Annotated in this window: 17 protein-coding genes and 1 tRNA gene; 14 read left to right on the top strand and 4 right to left on the bottom strand. The window is 55.8% G+C overall.

Annotated features, from left to right (window positions below; all coding sequences use genetic code 11):
• Nucleotides 1-241: 241 nt before the first annotated feature.
• Both ACR0BZ_RS17080 and ACR0BZ_RS17075 read right to left on the bottom strand, forming a co-directional pair.
• Nucleotides 242-318 (bottom strand) — tRNA-Pro (locus tag ACR0BZ_RS17080).
• Between the two features lie 118 nt (nt 319-436).
• Nucleotides 437-1552 carry a THUMP domain-containing class I SAM-dependent RNA methyltransferase gene (locus tag ACR0BZ_RS17075; protein WP_480920826.1) on the bottom strand — a complete coding sequence of 372 codons (1116 nt, stop codon included), beginning with the start codon at nt 1550-1552 and terminating at the stop codon, nt 437-439.
• A 296-nt stretch (nt 1553-1848) separates the two neighbouring features.
• Here ACR0BZ_RS17075 and ACR0BZ_RS17070 point away from each other — a divergent pair, with 296 nt between their 5' ends.
• Genes ACR0BZ_RS17070 through nqrF form a run of 6 tightly spaced genes read left to right on the top strand, consistent with a single transcriptional unit; the run spans nt 1849 to nt 7712 of the window.
• Nucleotides 1849-3192, top strand: coding sequence for a Na(+)-translocating NADH-quinone reductase subunit A (locus ACR0BZ_RS17070; RefSeq protein ID WP_480487449.1), 1344 nt, complete (start codon nt 1849-1851; stop codon nt 3190-3192).
• A gap of 5 nt (nt 3193-3197) precedes the next feature.
• Nucleotides 3198-4406, top strand: a complete 1209-nt coding sequence (locus tag ACR0BZ_RS17065; RefSeq protein ID WP_480920825.1) for an NADH:ubiquinone reductase (Na(+)-transporting) subunit B — start codon at nt 3198-3200, stop codon at nt 4404-4406.
• The gene (locus ACR0BZ_RS17060) at nt 4399-5214 is read left to right on the top strand and encodes a Na(+)-translocating NADH-quinone reductase subunit C (protein WP_267365756.1); all 816 of its coding nucleotides are present in this window, start codon (nt 4399-4401) and stop codon (nt 5212-5214) included. The genes ACR0BZ_RS17065 and ACR0BZ_RS17060 overlap by 8 nt, the downstream gene beginning before the upstream one ends.
• Nucleotides 5214-5867, top strand: coding sequence for an NADH:ubiquinone reductase (Na(+)-transporting) subunit D (locus ACR0BZ_RS17055; protein WP_480920824.1), 654 nt, complete (start codon nt 5214-5216; stop codon nt 5865-5867). The genes ACR0BZ_RS17060 and ACR0BZ_RS17055 overlap by 1 nt, the downstream gene beginning before the upstream one ends.
• On the top strand, nt 5867-6475 hold the full coding sequence (nqrE, locus tag ACR0BZ_RS17050; protein WP_209507136.1) for an NADH:ubiquinone reductase (Na(+)-transporting) subunit E: 609 nt from the start codon (nt 5867-5869) through the stop codon (nt 6473-6475). Before ACR0BZ_RS17055 ends, nqrE begins: the two co-directional genes overlap by 1 nt.
• A gap of 13 nt (nt 6476-6488) precedes the next feature.
• Nucleotides 6489-7712 carry an NADH:ubiquinone reductase (Na(+)-transporting) subunit F gene (nqrF, locus tag ACR0BZ_RS17045; RefSeq protein WP_480920823.1) on the top strand — a complete coding sequence of 408 codons (1224 nt, stop codon included), beginning with the start codon at nt 6489-6491 and terminating at the stop codon, nt 7710-7712.
• Nucleotides 7713-7766: 54 nt separating this feature from the next.
• Here nqrF and ACR0BZ_RS17040 read toward each other — a convergent pair whose 3' ends face one another.
• Nucleotides 7767-8780, bottom strand: coding sequence for an NAD-dependent epimerase/dehydratase family protein (locus ACR0BZ_RS17040; RefSeq protein ID WP_480920822.1), 1014 nt, complete (start codon nt 8778-8780; stop codon nt 7767-7769).
• Nucleotides 8781-8964: 184 nt separating this feature from the next.
• On the opposite strand from ACR0BZ_RS17040, the gene ACR0BZ_RS17035 reads away from it, so the two are divergent.
• The gene (locus ACR0BZ_RS17035) at nt 8965-9729 is read left to right on the top strand and encodes a metallophosphoesterase family protein (RefSeq protein ID WP_480483688.1); all 765 of its coding nucleotides are present in this window, start codon (nt 8965-8967) and stop codon (nt 9727-9729) included.
• Between the two features lie 2 nt (nt 9730-9731).
• Here ACR0BZ_RS17035 and ACR0BZ_RS17030 read toward each other — a convergent pair whose 3' ends face one another.
• Complete coding sequence (locus tag ACR0BZ_RS17030; RefSeq protein ID WP_480483689.1) at nt 9732-10256, bottom strand: CBS domain-containing protein; 525 nt, start codon at nt 10254-10256, stop codon at nt 9732-9734.
• Nucleotides 10257-10378: 122 nt separating this feature from the next.
• Here ACR0BZ_RS17030 and ACR0BZ_RS17025 point away from each other — a divergent pair, with 122 nt between their 5' ends.
• The 7 genes from ACR0BZ_RS17025 (at nt 10379) to ACR0BZ_RS16995 (ending at nt 17746) form a co-directional block, all read left to right on the top strand.
• The gene (locus tag ACR0BZ_RS17025) at nt 10379-10564 is read left to right on the top strand and encodes a hypothetical protein (protein ID WP_480920821.1); all 186 of its coding nucleotides are present in this window, start codon (nt 10379-10381) and stop codon (nt 10562-10564) included.
• A gap of 66 nt (nt 10565-10630) precedes the next feature.
• Nucleotides 10631-11656, top strand: a complete 1026-nt coding sequence (locus ACR0BZ_RS17020) for an FAD:protein FMN transferase (RefSeq protein WP_480920820.1) — start codon at nt 10631-10633, stop codon at nt 11654-11656.
• Nucleotides 11657-11670: 14 nt separating this feature from the next.
• Nucleotides 11671-11907 carry a (Na+)-NQR maturation NqrM gene (nqrM, locus tag ACR0BZ_RS17015; protein ID WP_480920819.1) on the top strand — a complete coding sequence of 79 codons (237 nt, stop codon included), beginning with the start codon at nt 11671-11673 and terminating at the stop codon, nt 11905-11907.
• A 73-nt stretch (nt 11908-11980) separates the two neighbouring features.
• Nucleotides 11981-13651 carry a sulfatase-like hydrolase/transferase gene (locus ACR0BZ_RS17010; RefSeq protein ID WP_480920818.1) on the top strand — a complete coding sequence of 557 codons (1671 nt, stop codon included), beginning with the start codon at nt 11981-11983 and terminating at the stop codon, nt 13649-13651.
• Nucleotides 13652-13754: 103 nt separating this feature from the next.
• A complete protein-coding gene (gene gpmI / locus ACR0BZ_RS17005) occupies nt 13755-15272 on the top strand; it encodes a 2,3-bisphosphoglycerate-independent phosphoglycerate mutase (RefSeq protein WP_480920817.1) in 1518 nt (505 codons plus the stop codon).
• Nucleotides 15269-16399: a murein hydrolase activator EnvC family protein gene (locus ACR0BZ_RS17000; protein WP_480920816.1), complete on the top strand. Its 1131-nt coding sequence runs from the start codon at nt 15269-15271 to the stop codon at nt 16397-16399. The genes gpmI and ACR0BZ_RS17000 overlap by 4 nt, the downstream gene beginning before the upstream one ends.
• 6 nt (nt 16400-16405) lie before the next feature.
• Complete coding sequence (locus ACR0BZ_RS16995; protein ID WP_209507125.1) at nt 16406-17746, top strand: S41 family peptidase; 1341 nt, start codon at nt 16406-16408, stop codon at nt 17744-17746.
• Nucleotides 17747-17840: the final 94 nt, after the last annotated feature.

Below are 17840 nucleotides of genomic sequence, written 5' to 3'. Positions count from 1 at the left end.
GCCCGCCGGCACCTGAAACCATCATCCCGATGGATCACAGGCCGATGATGCACTAACAATCAACTTGGACCAGTCAGATGAGGCTGCTCACAAGGAACAAGTGGATGCGCGGACTTGTTTTCGGTGATTTCTGTAACTCATGAATCAGCCTTTCCCGATGTTCCGTGCCAGTCTGGCACGGTGAGCATTGCATTCATGGGAAGCGATATGAAGCTAAGTTAATGTTTTTGCTTGGCTAATTTGGTCGGAGTGAGAGGATTCGAACCTCCGACCCCTGCCTCCCGAAGACAGTGCTCTACCAGGCTGAGCTACACTCCGACCGTGGCGGGTGATCTATACGGGGCTATTCCGATGCGCAAGAGGATTTTGAGAAGCGATCATCTGAATCTGCCGTCTTTGAACCGGTATCGGATGGGCAAGGCAGGTCACGCGACTCTCATGGCAGAGCGTCTGTTTTGTACAGGCGGATCTTGGTGCCTCCGTGGTCTACCACCGGACCGGGTGCCAGCAAAGGCAGGCGGGTCGCCCGAGCCAAAGCCGGAGCGCTGGTCACAATCCCAACACGCCATCCTCGAAACCGGCTCATCAAAGATTTACCCAAGGCTCCGTAGACAGAGCGCAGACGCTTTTCATCTCCAATTCGCGCCCCGTAGGGAGGGTTCACAATGACCAGCCCGGCGGGTCCCGCAGGGGGTTTGATGTCACTGACGGAAAGCTGTTGAAAACGCGTGTTGGCGCTTACCTGCGCTCTCTCGGCGTTGGCTGTTGCGGCTTCGATAGCTCCGGCGTTGCGGTCAGAGCCACAGAAGGTGAGAAAACACTCAGCGACCTCTGACTCGCTGCGCATGTCTTGCCAGCGGTCAGGGTCGAAGCCCGCAAGGTTTTCAAACGCAAAACTGCGGGACCGACCAGGGCGCAGCCCCAGGGCAATCTCGGCGGCTTCGATCACGAAAGTACCCGAACCGCACATCGGGTCCAACACCGGTTCATTGCCGCTAAATCCGCAGTCACGCAGAAACATGGCTGCCATCGTTTCGCGAATTGGCGCTTTGGCAATTGCTTCTTTATGACCACGCTTGTGCAAAAGCTCTCCAGAACTGTCGACGGAAAATGTACAGATGTCCTTTTCGATTCTCAGCAAGATCCTGACATCGGCGTCGGAAGATATCGGAGCGCCCAGAGTTTCGGATATCGCTTGTTCAACTCTCTGCCGTGCGGCACCGGCATGATATATTCTGGATTTGCGGCTGGTGGCCTCGACTTTGACCGGAACACCGGAGCGCAGGAACTCGCCCCACGGGAATTTGCGCGCACGTTTGTCCAATTGGGCTAAATGCACGGCAGGAAAACTGCCCAGACGAACCAGAACCTTGTTTGCACCGCGTAAGGTCAGGTTGGCGCGCCAGACCTCGGACCACGAACCACGGCAAATGACACCCCCTGGAATCGTCTTGACCTGAGCGAACCCGTTGGACTGCGCCTCGGCACAGAGGGGGGCTTCAAGGCCCGGGGTGGCAATCAGAAAGATTTCGAAGTCTGTGTCTTTTTTCATTCCGGTTGCTTACACTGGAAGTTCAGCGGGCGCGACACGCAATTTTGACCCGAATTTTTGGCCATCTTGAGGGAAAACTCCAAGATTTTGCAGTTTGATCTTAACTTTCGGCGGTAACAGGTTTGCGTTTGCGGGCATCCGCGCGTAAAGGGTCCGTGATCAGAAATACGCCTGCGGAATTTGGACCCGTTTCGACGCTTTTGCGATGGGCACCGGAAAAAACCGCGTTATTGCATGACCCCTAAAGGGTGTCGGCAGGGCTGGCGCAGGAAAGAGGCTTGGAAGAACGTAGCGGTATGCAAACTTTCAAACTTAAAAAAGGGTTGGACCTGCCAGTGGAAGGCGCTCCCGACCAAACCATTCATCCGGGTCCGGAATACTCGACCGTTGGTGTTCTGGGTGGGGACTACATTGGCCTGAAGCCAAAGATGCTGGTGCAGGAAGGTGATAGTGTCGAGCGGGGTACGCCGCTCTTTTGTCACAAAGATGCGCCTGACGCGATGATGGTCGCACCGGTGACTGGCAAGATTGTTGCCATCAACCGGGGTGCCCGCAGGGTGTTGCAGAGCGTCGTCATCGAAGTGTCCGACACCAATGACACGGGCTTGGATTTTTCGAGCGTGGGCGATGCGCATAGCGCCGAAGGCGTGACTGCAAAACTGTGCACCGCGGGTCTATGGACTTCATTCCGCACGCGGCCTTATTCGAAAATGCCGGAACCCGGTGCCAAACCGAACGCGATTTTCGTGACAGCCATGGACAGTGACCCATTGGCGGCTGATGCCGCCACGATCATTGCCGAGGCACCCGAGGCCTTTGCCGCTGGGTTGGTAGCAATCAGCAAGCTGACAGAGGGCAAAACCTATCTTTGCCAGAAACAAGGCGACACGATCCCCGGCGCGGATGTTGCCGGTGTCGAGGCCGTGGCGTTTTCCGGTCCACATCCATCGGGCCTGGCAGGAACGCATATTCACTTCCTCGAACCGATTGCGGGGGAAAAGCAAGTCTGGACTATCGGTTATCAGGACACCATCGCGATTGGCCGCCTGATGCAGACCGGGCGTCTGGATCCGAGTGTTGTGATCGCCTTGACCGGGCCCGGTGCGCGTCAGCCGCGTTTGATCCGCACCGTGATGGGCGCGTCCACGGACGACTTGACACGAGGTGAGGTAAGTGTGGACGGAACGCCCCGCATTATCTCGGGTTCGATCCTGTCGGGTCAACATGCCGACGGACCGACCGCATATCTGGGCCGGTTTGCCCGTCAAATCTGTATCATCCGAGAGGATCACGATCAGATTCCGATGGGTTGGATCCGGCCAATGCCTTCCAAGTATTCCGTCCAGCCAGTATTGGGCTCGGCCTTTTCCAGAAAACTCTATGCTTTTACGTCCAACCTGAACGGTGGCCGCCGTGCAATGGTGCCAACAGGCGTGTTCGAAGAGTTGATGCCGCAGGATTACCTGCCCACACAATTGCTTCGGGCCTTGCTGGTGATGGATACGGATACGGCTCAGGCACTGGGAGCGCTTGAGCTGGACGAAGAGGATCTGGGCCTTGTGGGCTTTGCCTGTCCGGCGAAATACGAATACGGGCTGGCACTGCGCGACTGCCTGAACAAGATTGAAAAGGAGGGCTGATCCGAATGGGATTGCGTAACTTCTTTGACCGGATCGAGCCGAACTTTACCAAGGGCGGCAAGTACGAGAAGCTTTTTCCGATCTACGAGATGGTGGAAAGCTTCATCTACACTCCGAAAACCGTAACCACCGTTGCTCCTCATGCGCGGTCTTATGTAGATATGAAGCGGATCATGACATATGTCGTGATTGCCACTATTCCTTGCATCCTGTGGGGAATGTGGAACACCGGTTATCAGGCAAATTCGGCCATTGCCGCGCTTGGCCCAGAGTCTGCGACCGGCTGGCGGATTGCAATTCTTCAGGTTTTTGGCATTTCGCTGAATCCGGACAGCATCTTTGCCAATGTCATGCACGGGCTTATGTACTTCCTGCCGATCTATGTCGTCACGTTGGTGGCAGGCGGTATTTTCGAGGTCATTTTCGCAACGGTCCGCGGCCACGAAGTGAATGAAGGCTTTCTTGTCACTTCGATGCTTTACGCCCTGATCATGCCTGCAACCACACCCCTGTGGCAGGTTGCCCTGGGGATTATCTTTGGTGTCGTGATCGGCAAAGAGGTATTCGGCGGCACTGGTAAGAATTTCCTCAACCCCGCCTTGGTGGGGCGGGCGTTTTTGTATTTTGCCTATCCCGCGCAGATGTCGGGCGATGCTGTCTGGACCCCGGTCGACGGGTTTTCCGGGGCGACGGCTCTGGCTGTGTCGGCTGCCGAAGGCTACCAGGCACTGGCCGTTGACGGTATCACCTGGTGGAGCGCGTTTTACGGCACCATTCAGGGCAGTATCGGGGAAACCTCGACTCTGGCCTGCCTGATCGGTCTGGCCTTCCTGCTGATCACCAAGATTGCCAACTATCGGCTGATTTTGGGATGTCTGGCGGGCACAATTGCGTTCACCGGGCTGTTGAACCTGATCGGGTCCGAGACGAACCCGATGTTCGCAATGCCATGGTACTGGCATGTCGTGTTGGGCGGTTACGCCTTTGGTCTGGCTTTCATGGTGACCGAGCCGGTCTCGGCAAGCCACACCAATGTCGGGCGCTATATCTATGGTGCACTGATTGGTGTCATGGTTGTGTTAATTCGTGTGATCAACCCAGCCTTCCCCGAAGGTATGATGCTGGCCATTCTGTTCGGCAACGTCTTTGCACCGCTGATCGACTATTTTGTCGTTCAGGCCAACATCAAACGGAGGGCGCGTCGCCATGTCTGATACGCAATCCCCTGAACGCAAGGGCGCGATTGCCCGGTTTCTGGCGGCCTCGCCGGATTCGGTTGGCAAAACGATCTTCATCGCTGTTGCGGTTTGTCTCGTTGCCTCGATGATCGTGTCGGCCGCGGCAGTCAGCCTGCGCCCGGTGCAGGAGGCCAACAAGCTGAAGGACAAGCAGGTCAACATTCTGCAGGTGGCGGGGGTGTATGAACCCGGCATTGATGTCAGCCAGGCCTTTGCCGCGTTCGAGCCGCATGTTCTGGATCTGGCGACGGGCGAATTTGCGGACGATCAGTTCGACCCAGCCACCTTTGACGATCTGGCCGCTGCCGGTGATCCGGAATTAAGTGTTGCCCTTGACGATGACCCCGCAGGCATTGGTCGCAAGGCAAAGTATCGGGTCATCTATCTGCTGCGCGACGACAGCGGAGCGTTGGACAAGGTGATCCTGCCGCTGCATGGCTATGGGTTGTGGTCCACGCTTTATGGCTTCATCGCGCTGGAAAAGAACGGCAACGACATTTTCGGCCTGCAATTCTATCAGCATGGTGAAACGCCTGGTCTGGGTGCCGAGGTGGACAACCCGCGTTGGAAGGCGTTGTGGAACGGCAAGAAACTGCATGATGACGCGGGCGCCTTGCAGATCACCGTCGCCAAGTCACAACCAGCGGCCGGGCCCGAGTTTTTCGTAGATGCGCTGGCGGGCGCGACCCTGACATCGCGCGGGGTCGACAACCTTGTGAAATTCTGGATGGGCGATGCGGGTTACGCGCCGTTCCTGGCCAAGTTGCAAGCAGGAGAGATCTGATGTCGCAGACCAAGAAAGAGCTGCTGGTCGACCCCCTTGTCGACAACAACCCGATCACCTTGCAGGTGCTGGGTATCTGTTCGGCACTGGCTGTTACATCATCACTGCAAGTGGCCTTTGTCATGGCCATAGCGGTGACGTCGGTGACGGCGTTTTCGTCGATGTTTATTTCGATTTTGCGCAACCAGATCCCGGGCTCGATCCGGATCATCGTGCAGATGGTGATCATCGCCTCACTCGTGATTCTGGTGGATCAGATACTGAAGGCCTATGCCTTCCAGATTTCCAAGACGCTGTCGGTGTTTGTCGGCCTGATCATCACCAACTGCATCGTAATGGGCCGTGCCGAAGCATTCGCCATGAAGAACCCGCCGGTGGCCTCGTTCGTCGACGGTTTGGGCAACGGCATGGGCTATGGCCTGATCCTGATGCTGGTGGGCATCATCCGGGAGTTGTTCGGATCGGGCAGCCTGTTCGGCGTGACAATCCTGCAAACGGTCAACAATGGCGGTTGGTACGTGCCCAACGGCCTGTTGCTGCTGCCACCTTCGGCGTTCTTCGTGATCGGCCTGCTGATCTGGGCTTTCCGCACGTGGAAGCCGAACCAGGTTGAAGAACGTGAATACAAAATCCAGCAGGTAGAGGCGCACTGATGGAAGGGCTTATCTCTCTGGCCGTGAAGGCCGTCTTTATCGAAAACCTTGCGCTCAGCTTTTTCCTTGGCATGTGTACCTTCATCGCCGTGTCGAAAAAGATCTCGACTGCCATCGGGCTGGGAATATCAGTCATGGTGGTGCAGGCGATCACCGTGCCCGCCAACAACCTGTTGCTGTCCTTCCTGCTGAAACCGGGTGCATTGGCATGGGCCGGGTTCCCGGATGTGGATCTGACCTTTCTCGGGCTGATTTCCTATATCGGCGTGATCGCAGCGATGGTTCAGATCCTCGAGATGATCCTCGATAAATATTTCCCGCCCCTCTACAACGCGCTGGGGATCTTCCTGCCTTTGATCACTGTGAACTGTGCCATTCTAGGTGGTTCGCTGTTCATGGTCGAACGCGACTATAATTTTGCCGAGGCGACCACCTATGGCATCTCATCCGGTTTCGGCTGGGCGCTGGCAATCACCGCGATGGCAGGCGTGCGCGAAAAGCTGAAATACTCGGATGTGCCGGACGGGCTTCAGGGGCTGGGCATCACCTTTATCACCGCCGGACTGATGGCGATGGCCTTTATGTCCTTCTCGGGCGTGAAACTGTAAGGGGGGCGTGAGAATGGAAACCTTTTCGCTCGGCGTTGTCCTATTCACCCTGATCGTTCTGGCGCTGGTGGCCATCATTATGGCTGCTCGGTCAAAGTTGGTGTCGACCGGCAACGTCAACATCACCATCAATGGTGAAAAGACTATCTCGGTTCCGGCGGGTGGCAAACTGCTGCAAACATTGGCGGCCGAAAAACTGTTTGTTCCGTCAGCCTGCGGTGGTGGTGGTACCTGTGCCCAGTGTCGCGTGAAAGTGCATTCGGGTGGTGGTTCGATCCTGCCGACCGAAGAAAGCCATATAACAAAGCGCGAAGCCTCCTGTGGCGACCGTCTATCCTGTCAGGTAGCGGTGAAACAGGACATGGAAATCGAGGTTCCAGAAGAGGTCTTTGGCGTCAAGAAATGGGAATGCACAGTTCGCTCGAACGACAACGTTGCGACCTTTATCAAGGCCCTTACCCTAGACCTGCCCGAAGGCGAGGATGTGAATTTCCGTGCCGGGGGCTACATCCAGATCGAAGCGCCCGCTCATCAGTTGAAATACACTGATTTCGACGTGCAGGAAGAATATCGCGAGGATTGGGATCGCTTCAATCTATGGCAATATGAGTCGGTTGTGAACGAACCTATCGAGCGCGCCTATTCGATGGCCAACTATCCGGATGAAAAGGGCATGATCATGCTTAACGTCCGGGTTGCTTCACCGCCTCCGGGCTCAGAAGGAATTCCGGCGGGACAGATGTCGTCCTACATCTTCAACCTGAAGCCGGGCGACAAAGTCACAATCTCGGGTCCATTTGGCGAGTTTTTCGCACGTGAAACCAAGAAGGAAATGGTCTTCATCGGTGGTGGCGCCGGTATGGCACCGATGCGCAGCCACATCTTTGACCAGCTCAAACGCCTTGAGAACCGCGACCGCAAGATCAGTTTCTGGTACGGTGCGCGGTCCAAGAAAGAGATGTTCTTTGTCGAGGATTTCGACCAACTGGCGGATGAGTTCGACAATTTTGAATGGCATGTCGCTCTGTCGGATGCACAGCCCGAGGATGAATGGAAAGGCTATACCGGCTTCATCCACAACGTTCTGTTCGAAGAATACCTCAAGAACCACCCGGCACCCGAGGATTGTGAATACTACATGTGTGGACCGCCAATCATGAACCAGTCGGTTATCAACATGCTGCTGGATCTGGGCGTGGATCGCGAAGACATCATGCTCGACGATTTTGGCGGGTAACTAAAGTAACCGGCGCTGAGTGCGCCGGTTTTTTCATTCCGGCGCCAGATCGACCTATTTTCTGTAATAGTCCCGATACCAAGCGACGAACTGTGCGATACCGTCCTTCAGGTCGGTCTGCGGGCGATAATTCGTCAGCCGCTGCAACAGCCGATTGTCAGCCCAGGTGGCATGAACATCGCCCATCTGCATTGGCATGAAGTTTTTGACCGCTTTCTGGCCAACAGCCTCTTCGATGGCTTCTATGAAATCCATCAGACGCACCTTGTCTCCGTTGCCAATGTTGACGATGCGGTACGGTGCAACGGGCGACAAGCTGTCACCATCTTCGATATCCGCGCGGCTGGTCGGGCGGACCGGCGGAACATCGATCAGCAACCTGATCCCACGCACAAGGTCTTCTACATGCGTGAAGTCGCGATACATGTCGCCATGATTGTAGATGTCGATTGGTCTGCCATCCAGTATCGCAGCGACGAATTTGAAATAGGCCAGATCGGGGCGCCCCCAAGTGCCGTAAACGGTAAAAAATCGAAACATGGTGGTCGGCAGATCCCACAGATGGGCATAGGAATGCCCCATCGCCTCATTTGCCTTTTTAGTGGCGGAGTAGATCGTCAGTTGGGTGTCGGCTTTTTCTGTTTCGATGAACGGCATGTCCTCGTTTGCACCGTAGATTGATGAGGTCGACGCCATCAAAAGGTGTTCCACTTTGTGCTGACGCGCGATTTCCATCACATTGAACGTGCCCACAACGTTCGACTCGATATAGCTGCGAGGATATTCAAGGCTGTGCCGCACGCCTGCCTGCGCGGCCAGATGGACGATGACATCGGGCTGAAACTCCTCAGCGACCTGCACAAGACGGTCAAAGTTTTCCAAACGGTCTTCAGTTGCCGTAAATCCCGGGGTTTGAAGCAGTATCTGATGTCGACGCTGTTTCAGGGTCACATCATAATAGTCGGTCATCCCGTCATAGCCATGTACCTGAAACCCTTCTGCCAAAAGCAACTTGGCCAGGTGGAACCCGATGAACCCGGCAGAACCTGTAATCAATACTCGTTTCATGAAACCCTCAGAACTCACTGCAAATTCATCGCTGATCGAAAGGCGTTGATCCTATCATCAGATCAACTGCTTGCGAACATCCTGCGGGCCATATCGGACAATCTAAGGCTCGTGGTCAACACTTTGCCTACTCAAACAGTTGTTGATTGCGACCACTACGCAGGGCAGGTAGGGATCAAATGCCATGATAAAAGACTGGATCAGACGGCGGTTCCAATCCGCGGCGAAGGAAAGCACCAATGCGATGCTATGCGACGTGGCACCCGCGGAAAAGGTGACAGCTGTCGGTGATATTCACGGCCGTCTTGATTTGCTTCAGGCGGTTTTGCCACGACTCGACGATCAAAGCCCGCTGGTCTTTCTGGGCGATTACATCGATCGGGGGGCATACAGCGCGCAGGTACTGCGGCATTTGCATCACCTGAGTGAGGCGTCAGACGGGCGGGTTCAATGCCTGCTTGGCAATCACGAAGAGATGCTGCTGCAGTTTGTAAACGACCCGGAACGATACGCCAGGCTTTGGTTTCATAACGGCGGAGCGGAAACTTTGGCATCTTTCGGTCTCGAATGTCCCGACGAGTTGGACAGTGGCAAGCATCTGCCTGAACTGGCAGAGCGTCTGCGGCACAAGATGGGCGACAGCTTGCTGGACTGGCTTGAAAATCTGCCGCTGACCTGGACCAGCGGCAACGTCACCTTTGTCCACGCGGCACTTGATCCGCGGCAATCCATTCAATCCCAGGATCGCCAGATCTGTCTTTGGGGTCATCCGATGTTTCCACGGCTTGCACGCAGCGACGCGCAATGGGTTGTTCACGGTCATACTATTGTAAGCCACCCCCAGATTAGAAACCGGGTTGTGTCGATCGATACAGGTGCCTTTGCCTCAGGCAGATTAACTGCCGCTGAAATAAACGGCGGCAGTGTCAGGTTTTTTTCAACCGGTTGAAACTATCCTACGATCATCTGCTTCATGCGAAGCGCTTCATACTCCAATTCCCTCAGACGGAAATGCACCACGTCACCGATAGTGATGACACCGCACAAATTGCCATCACGCAGAACCGGCATATGGCGGAAACGCCCTTCGGTCATGGTTTTCAGCACGTCATTCAGCGTATCCTCGGGCGTACAGGCCTTTACATCCCTGGTCATCAGGTCTTCGACCGACTGTGGCAGGGTCTGTCCGGGCGTATCGGCCATGCGACGCACGATGTCGCGTTCCGACAAGATCCCTTGCAATGCCCCGTTCTGATCTGTCACCAGAACAGCGCCAATCCGCTTTTCCTTGAGCGTGTTCACCACCGAATGGATGGTATCATTAGGCCGCACCGAAAACACCGCATCCCCTTTACCCTCAAGCAACTTGGCCACGGTCGTCTGCGAATGCGACAGGTTTGATTCCGCTGATTGGCTGTAGGTTGTCTTGTCAGCCTTGTCACCGCGCGACGGCGACTGGTAAGAGGTTGGAGCCATGGGCAATCTCCTTTTGGTTCTTGCAAAGTCTTTCCCTTTCACCTTAGCGCAGCTAAACGACCTGTATAGGGTACAATTGCACGAGTTGGCCAAACGCAGGTCAGAAAAGGGAGCTTAAGCCTTTGAATGAACTCTATCTTACGCCCCCCGTTGCCGCGCTGATCTTCTTTGCGGCTGTCGTGTGCGGTCACAACTTTCGTATGGCGTGGAAGCAACAGCAGCCCGGGTGGCGCAAACGCGCGTGGTTGTTTGGTATTCCGGCCGGAACTGGTCTTTTGCTGTTGGGTTTCCTTCCGCTGAAACCGTAATGCCAATTTGACTCTGGCGGGGACCGCTGTCATATGCCGGGCACAGAATGTCCCGGAGAACGCCCAATGCGTCTTTTGCCCATACTGGCCTTTTTCACCCTTCTTTCAGGCTGTCTTTTTGATAAGGAACCCGAAGTGGTCCGTCTGTCCGGTGAGACAATGGGCACGACCTACAATATCACCGCAATTGGCGAAGACCTTGACGAAGACGCACTGGCTGCGGCCGTCAGTGAAAAGCTGGCAGCTGTGAATGCCAAGATGTCCAATTGGGATCCGAACTCCGAGGTTTCCGTTTTTTCCGCGTCGTCCAGCACAGATCCAATGCCTGTTTCCGACGAATTTGCGCTGGTTCTTTCGGCGGCGAACGAAGTGCACGCGAAATCCGGTGGCATTTTCGACGTAACCCTCGGCCCTCTGATCGAGCTTTGGGGTTTTGGCCCACGCAAACCCGAGGACCCGGTGCCATCTGATGCCGATATCAACGCAGCGCTGAACGGTGTAGGTCAAGAACGCCTGCTAGCGCTCGATACCGATGCTGGTACGCTTGCCAAGTCAAACGCCAGTGTGGGCATTAACCTGTCCGCGATTGCAAAAGGCTATGGAATTGACGCTGTTGCGGAAACCTTGCAGGCCGCTGGCATCGAAAACTATCTGGTCGAAATTGGCGGCGATCTTGTGGCCAAAGGTAAGAATGACGAGGGCGAAGCGTGGCTCATTGGTATCGAGAAACCTGAAACGGGTTCGCAAACCATCCAACTGGTTGTTTCACTGGATGATCGGGGCATGGCCAGCTCGGGCGATTACAGGAATTTCTTTGAACAGAATGGAGTGCGCTATTCGCATATCATCGATCCGACAACAGGCCACCCGATCACGCATCGCACCACCTCGGTTACCGTGCTGGCCGAAAACGCGATGATGGCCGATGCCTGGGCAACAGCCATGCTGGCTTTGGGTCAGGAAAAGGGTCTTGCTTTGGCGGAGGAGCATAAACTTGCCGTGTATTTCATCTCGCGGGATGTGACAGGCGGCGAAGATGCCTATATCACTGCCCATAGTGCGGCGTTCAAAGACGCGCTGGGATTGAACTGACTGTTGGAGCTGAGATGAGTACCTTTATTCTGGCCTTCATTCTTCTCGCTCTCGTCATGGTGGGCATGTCATTGGGTGTCATGCTGATGGGAAAGACCATCAAAGGCAGCTGCGGTGGTCTAAACGCGATCTCGGGCGCTGACAATTGCGTTGTCTGCCAAAAAGACATCGACCCCGACAGCCCACTGCGCGACAAGCTGCAATGTAAACGCGCCAAGAAGATGCTGGAACAAATGGACCGTCAGGCCTGACGCAGGTTTTGCTTCGTTCTGCGGATAGAAGGGGCTAACTAGGCCCTCGTGACTTTTGGGGAAGGGCGTCAACTTGGCCAAGGCAAAAAACATCCTGTTCATCATGTTCGACCAGCTGCGATGGGATTATCTGAGCTGTTACGGCCATCCACATCTGCATACTCCAAATATCGATCGTCTGGCTGCCAAAGGCGTGCGCTTCAACCGCGCCTATATCCAATCACCGATCTGCGGCAGCTCTCGCATGTCCACCTATACAGGGCGCTATGTGCATTCTCACGGCGCGTCGTGGAACGGAATTCCGTTGAAAGTCGGCGAGATAACGATGGGTGATCACCTGCGTAAGGCGGGGATGGATTGCTGGCTGGTTGGCAAAACCCATATGCGTGCAGACGCCGAAGGGATGGCGCGGCTTGGTCTGGAACCTGACAGCTTGATAGGTGCGCGCGTCGCCGAATGTGGGTTTGACGTATATGAACGGGATGACGGTATGCTGCCCGAAGGTCCGGATGGGTATTATGACCCGGACGGGGCAAAGGAATACAACAAGTTCCTGAAAGCAAAGGGGTATGAGAGTGACAATCCCTGGCATGACTTTGCCAATTCCGGACTGGATGCGGATGGCAACGTTCTGTCTGGCTGGTTTCTGAAGAATTCACCCGAAGCCGCGAATATTGCCGAGGAAGACAGCGAAACGCCCTATCTGACCGGGCGCGGGATCGAGTTCATGGAAACGCATGATGGCCCGTGGTGCTGCCATCTGAGTTTTATCAAGCCGCATTGGCCGTACATCGTACCGGACCCATACGCCTCGATGTATGGGCCGGAACATGTGTTGCCTGTGGTGCGGTCCGAGGCGGAACGTCAGAATGCGCATCCCGTGCTCAAAGCCTTCATGGACACAAAGATCGGCCAGACCTTCTCGCGGCAGGATGTGCGTGAGGCGGTTATCCCGGCCTATATGGGGCTGATCAAGCAAGCCGATGATCAGATGGGCCGCCTGTTGGACTGGATGGAGAGAACCGGGCGAATGGAAAACACGATGATCGTGTTGACATCAGACCACGGTGATTTTCTGGGCGATCACTGGATGGGGGAAAAGACCTTTTTCCACGACGCCTCAACCAGAGTGCCGTTGATCATTTATGACCCGTCGCCCGAGGCGGACGCGACACGTGGCACTGTCAGCGATGCGCTTGTAGAATCCATCGACCTTGCACCGACCTTTGTCGGTGCGGCTGGTGGGGAAGTGGCGACGCATATTCTGGAAGGTCACTCCCTGCTGCCCATCCTTTATGGGGAGGTGGACACGCTGCAACGCGATGTGGTGATCTGCGAATATGACTACTCGGCTTCGCCAATCGCAAATGTTTTGGACATGTCGGTCCGCGATGCGGTGATGTTCATGGTCGCAAGTAAGAAATGGAAACTGATCCATTGTGAAGGTGGGTACCGGCCAATCCTGTTCGATCTGAAAAACGACCCCGATGAGTTGAACGATCTGGGTGACAGCGCCGAACATGCCGGTGTAATCGCCGAAATGTACGAGCACCTGTTCGCCTGGACGCGGCGGGCGTCACAGCGCACGACCCGATCCGAGCAGCAATTGATTGAAATGCGTACCAAAAGCCGGGGCAGGGGTGTTGTTCTGGGCGTTTATGATGAAAACGATGCACCACTGGATCTGACAGTCAAATACCGCGATCGCAAGGCGCGCCCTTTCCAAAGCTATCTGAAGGACTAACACCTCTGTGTTGGTTATAATTGTACATCATTGCAAAAGGCGGTTCACCCGTCGAAGTCCAAAGGATAGAAGGTGACCCAAGAGCAGCAAATGGAGTACATCAATGGCCACCCCCAAACCTGTAGTCCTGTGCATTCTTGATGGTTGGGGCCTGTCCGAGGACACAAAAGCTAACGCACCCTATCTGGCAAACACGCCGACGTTTGACGCGATCATGTCTGAGTACCCGCATTCAACCCTGATCACCCACGGCCCCGATGTGGGTCTGCCTAGCGGGCAGATGGGCAACTCAGAGGTCGGGCACACCAATATCGGTGCAGGGCGTGTGGTCGCCATGGATCTGGGCCAGATCGACCTTTCCATTGAAGACGGGACATTCTTTGAAAACGAAGCTCTGCAAGCTTTCATCGCCAGTGTTAAGTCCGTTGGCGGTACTGCGCATCTGATGGGGTTGATCTCGGATGGTGGGGTGCATGGTCATCTGAACCATATCCTTGCCGCAGCCACTTCCATAACGGATGCCGGTGTCCCGGTTGCACTGCACGCAGTGACGGACGGGCGTGATGTCGCGCCAAGGTCAGCTCTGACTTACATCGCTGAGCTGGAAGAACGCCTGCCCGAAAACGTACGCATCGTCACCGTGAGCGGGCGGTACTTTGCCATGGATCGCGACAATCGCTGGGAGCGTGTCAGTGAAGCATATGGTGCAATGGTCAACGGGCAGGGCCGAACAGCCAGCAGCGCCCATGGCGCGGTTGATCACGCCTATAACCAGTCCGAATCTGACGAGTTTGTCACACCAACCGTATTGACGGGATATGACGGTATTCACGATGGCGACGGTTTCTTTTGCCTGAACTTCCGCGCTGACCGTGCACGTGAAATCCTGCGCGCCCTCGGAGAGCCCGGATTTTCCGAGTTCGCGACAGGACCGCGCCCGAAGCTTTCAGCACTGCTGGGCATGGTCGAGTACTCTGACGGGCATAATGCTTACATGACCACGGTTTTTCCAAAGCGCGCGCTTGTAAATACGCTGGGCGAATGGGTCGCCAAGCAAGGGCTCCGTCAGTTCCGACTGGCGGAAACCGAGAAGTACCCGCATGTTACGTTCTTTTTGAATGGCGGTAAGGAGACGCCCGAACTAGGTGAGGACCGCTTTATGCCGAGCTCGCCGAAAGTGGCGACCTACGATCTACAGCCCGAAATGTCATCCGCAGAGGTTACGGCGAAGTTTATCGAAGCCATCGAAGGCGGGTATGACCTGATTGTTACAAATTATGCCAACCCCGATATGGTTGGTCATACAGGTGATCTGAATGCCGCAATCAAAGCATGTGAAGCCGTCGATCATGGGTTGGCTCAAGTCATTACGGCTCTTGAAAAGGTCAAGGGGGCGATGATTATCACGGCCGATCACGGCAATTGCGAAGTCATGGTTGATCCTGTGACCGGTGGTCCGCATACGGCCCATACGCTTAATCCTGTTCCCATAGCGCTGGTTGGCGGGCCAGAAGGTGCTATATTGCGCCAAGGACGTTTGTCCGATCTCGCCCCGACCCTGCTTGAACTGATGGGTTTGCCTAAACCCATGGAAATGACCGGGGAAAGCCTGCTGTCATGAAACCGGCTGCTCTGGCAGTGTGTCTGTTTTTGGCCTTGCCGGCGCTGGCCCAGCCAGACGCTTCCAAGGCTGCTTTGGATGCAGCGCAGATGCTCGAACAGGCGTCCATCGCGTTATCCGAAGCCGAAAGTGCCCGGGACCGGGTCAATGCTCTTACGGAGACGATCCATGCCTATGAGGCCGGGTTGGGTGCGATGCGGGTGGGATTGCGCCAAGCGGCTACCCGTGAGGCGCAACTGAGTGCCGAGTTGCGGGCGCGCGAAAAGGAAATCCGGCGATTGCTCGGTGTTCTGCAAACCATTGAAACGACCGAACCACCTGTTTTGATGTTACATCCCGCCGGCCCGTTGGGGGCTGCTCGCGCGGGTATTATGCTGTCCGAGGTCACCCCCGGCCTGAATGCCAGCGCGCAGGAACTGGCGCAGGACCTAAATGAAGTGCAGACATTGCGTGTCTTGCAGCAAAAGGCCTCGGAAACTTTGACAGAGGGTCTGACGGGCGTTCAGGCGGCCCGTACCCGTCTGAGCGAGGCAATCGCCGACCGCACGGATTTGCCCCGCCGTTTCGTGGAAGACCCGGTGCGTACGGCCATTCTGATCTCGTCGACCGAAACACTGGATGGTTTTGCAAGTGGTCTGTCCGAGATCTCGGAAGGAGAGATCCTCGACAGCAATGCCAGCGTCTTGGACAGGAAAGGCCGGATATCAATGCCGGTACAGGGCATCTTGCTGCACAAGGCCGGTGAAACGGACGCCGCCGGTGTCACGCGCCCCGGCCTGATCGTGGGGACACGCCCGCGCGCCTTGGTCACATCGCCCACCGCTGCGACAATTCGCTATCGCGGGCCGCTGCTGGACTTGGGGAACCTGATAATACTTGAACCTCAATCGGGTCTTTTGTTCGTATTTTCCGGTTTGCAGGAGGTCTATGGCCAGACCGGTCAGGTGATCCCAGAGGGCACACCAGTTGGTCTGATGCCCGGTGAAATGCCGGAAATCGGCGCAATTTTGTCAACAAGCAGTGATGGCACTGGAACTGACCGCTCAGAAACGCTCTATATAGAGGTAAGAGAAGACAATCGCCCCGTGGACCCGGAATCGTGGTTTCGGACCGACAAGGATGGATAAACGCGTATGAAGAAATTTGTGGTGGCCGGTCTGGCTGGAACTGTGGCAGGTATTCTTGCAACAACTCAGATTGCAGGACCCCTGCTGGCGCAGGAGGCCGAGAACAAGGCAAGCGTCTATGAACAGCTGGATTTGTTCGGCGACATTTTCGAACGTATCCGCGCCCAGTATGTCGAAGAGGTTGAGCCCGAAGAACTGATCGAGGCGGCCATTGACGGCATGTTGACATCGCTTGATCCGCATTCGAGTTATCTTTCTCCTGACGACGCCGAACAGATGCGCGTGCAGACCCGGGGTGAGTTTGGTGGGTTGGGTATCGAAGTCACGCAGGAAGAAGGCTTTGTCAAAGTCGTCTCACCTATTGACGATACCCCCGCCGACGCAGCCGGAATCGAAGCCGGGGATTTCATTACCCATGTGGACGGCGAAAGTATTCTGGGCCTGACGCTGGACAAAGCGGTTGACCTGATGCGCGGCCCGGTCGGATCCGAAATTATCATCACCGTCGTACGCGAGGGTGAGCCTGATCCCTTCGATGTCACTATTATCCGTGATACAATCAAGTTGACCGCTGTGCGCGCACGGACCGAAGGCACCAGTGTCGTGCTGCGTGTAACCACGTTCAACGACCAGACCTTCCCGAACCTGCAGGAAGGATTGCAGGAACAGATTGCCGAAGCGGGTGGCATCGACAAGGTGAACGGTTTTGTTCTGGACCTGCGCAACAACCCAGGCGGCCTGTTGACTCAGGCGATCAAAGTCTCGGATGCGTTCCTGAACGAAGGCGAAATTGTTTCCACGCGCGGCCGCGACCCGAATGAGGGTGAGCGGTTCAACGCCACCCCCGGGGATCTGGCTGAAGGCAAGCCAATTGTGGTGCTGATCAATGGCGGCTCGGCCTCGGCATCCGAGATTGTGGCCGGTGCATTGCAGGATCATCGCCGCGCTATCGTTGTGGGCACCAAGAGCTTTGGCAAAGGATCCGTGCAGACGGTCATGCCGCTGCGCGGCGACGGCGCTATGCGCCTGACCACATCGCGCTATTACACGCCATCAGGACGATCAATCCAGGCCCTTGGCGTCAGCCCGGACATCATTGTTGAACAGCCTCGCCCTGCACCTGCAGAAGAAGAGGAAGAGAGCAACGGGCGTACCCGGTCCGAAGCTGACTTGCGCGGCAGTCTGAACAATGACAGCCTGAGCGAGGATGAAATCCGCCAGATCGAGGAAGATCGTGCAAGGGCCGAAGCAACCGCTGAGCTGAGGAAAGAGGATTATCAACTGGCATATGCCATAGACATCCTCAAAGGCTTGTCAGCGTTCACCCCGCACGGGCCATCCCAATAACCAAACCAATGGGTCGCGTACAACGCGGCCCTTTTCTTTCTGTCTCGCGAGATTTCATTTCATCATCCAGCAGCGCAATCCGAAGGCGCCGCGC

Source organism: Ruegeria sp. P8 (assembly GCF_056534665.1).
The sequence above is the reverse complement of the archived record's forward strand: the minus strand, read 5'-3'. Positions and strand labels throughout refer to the sequence as shown.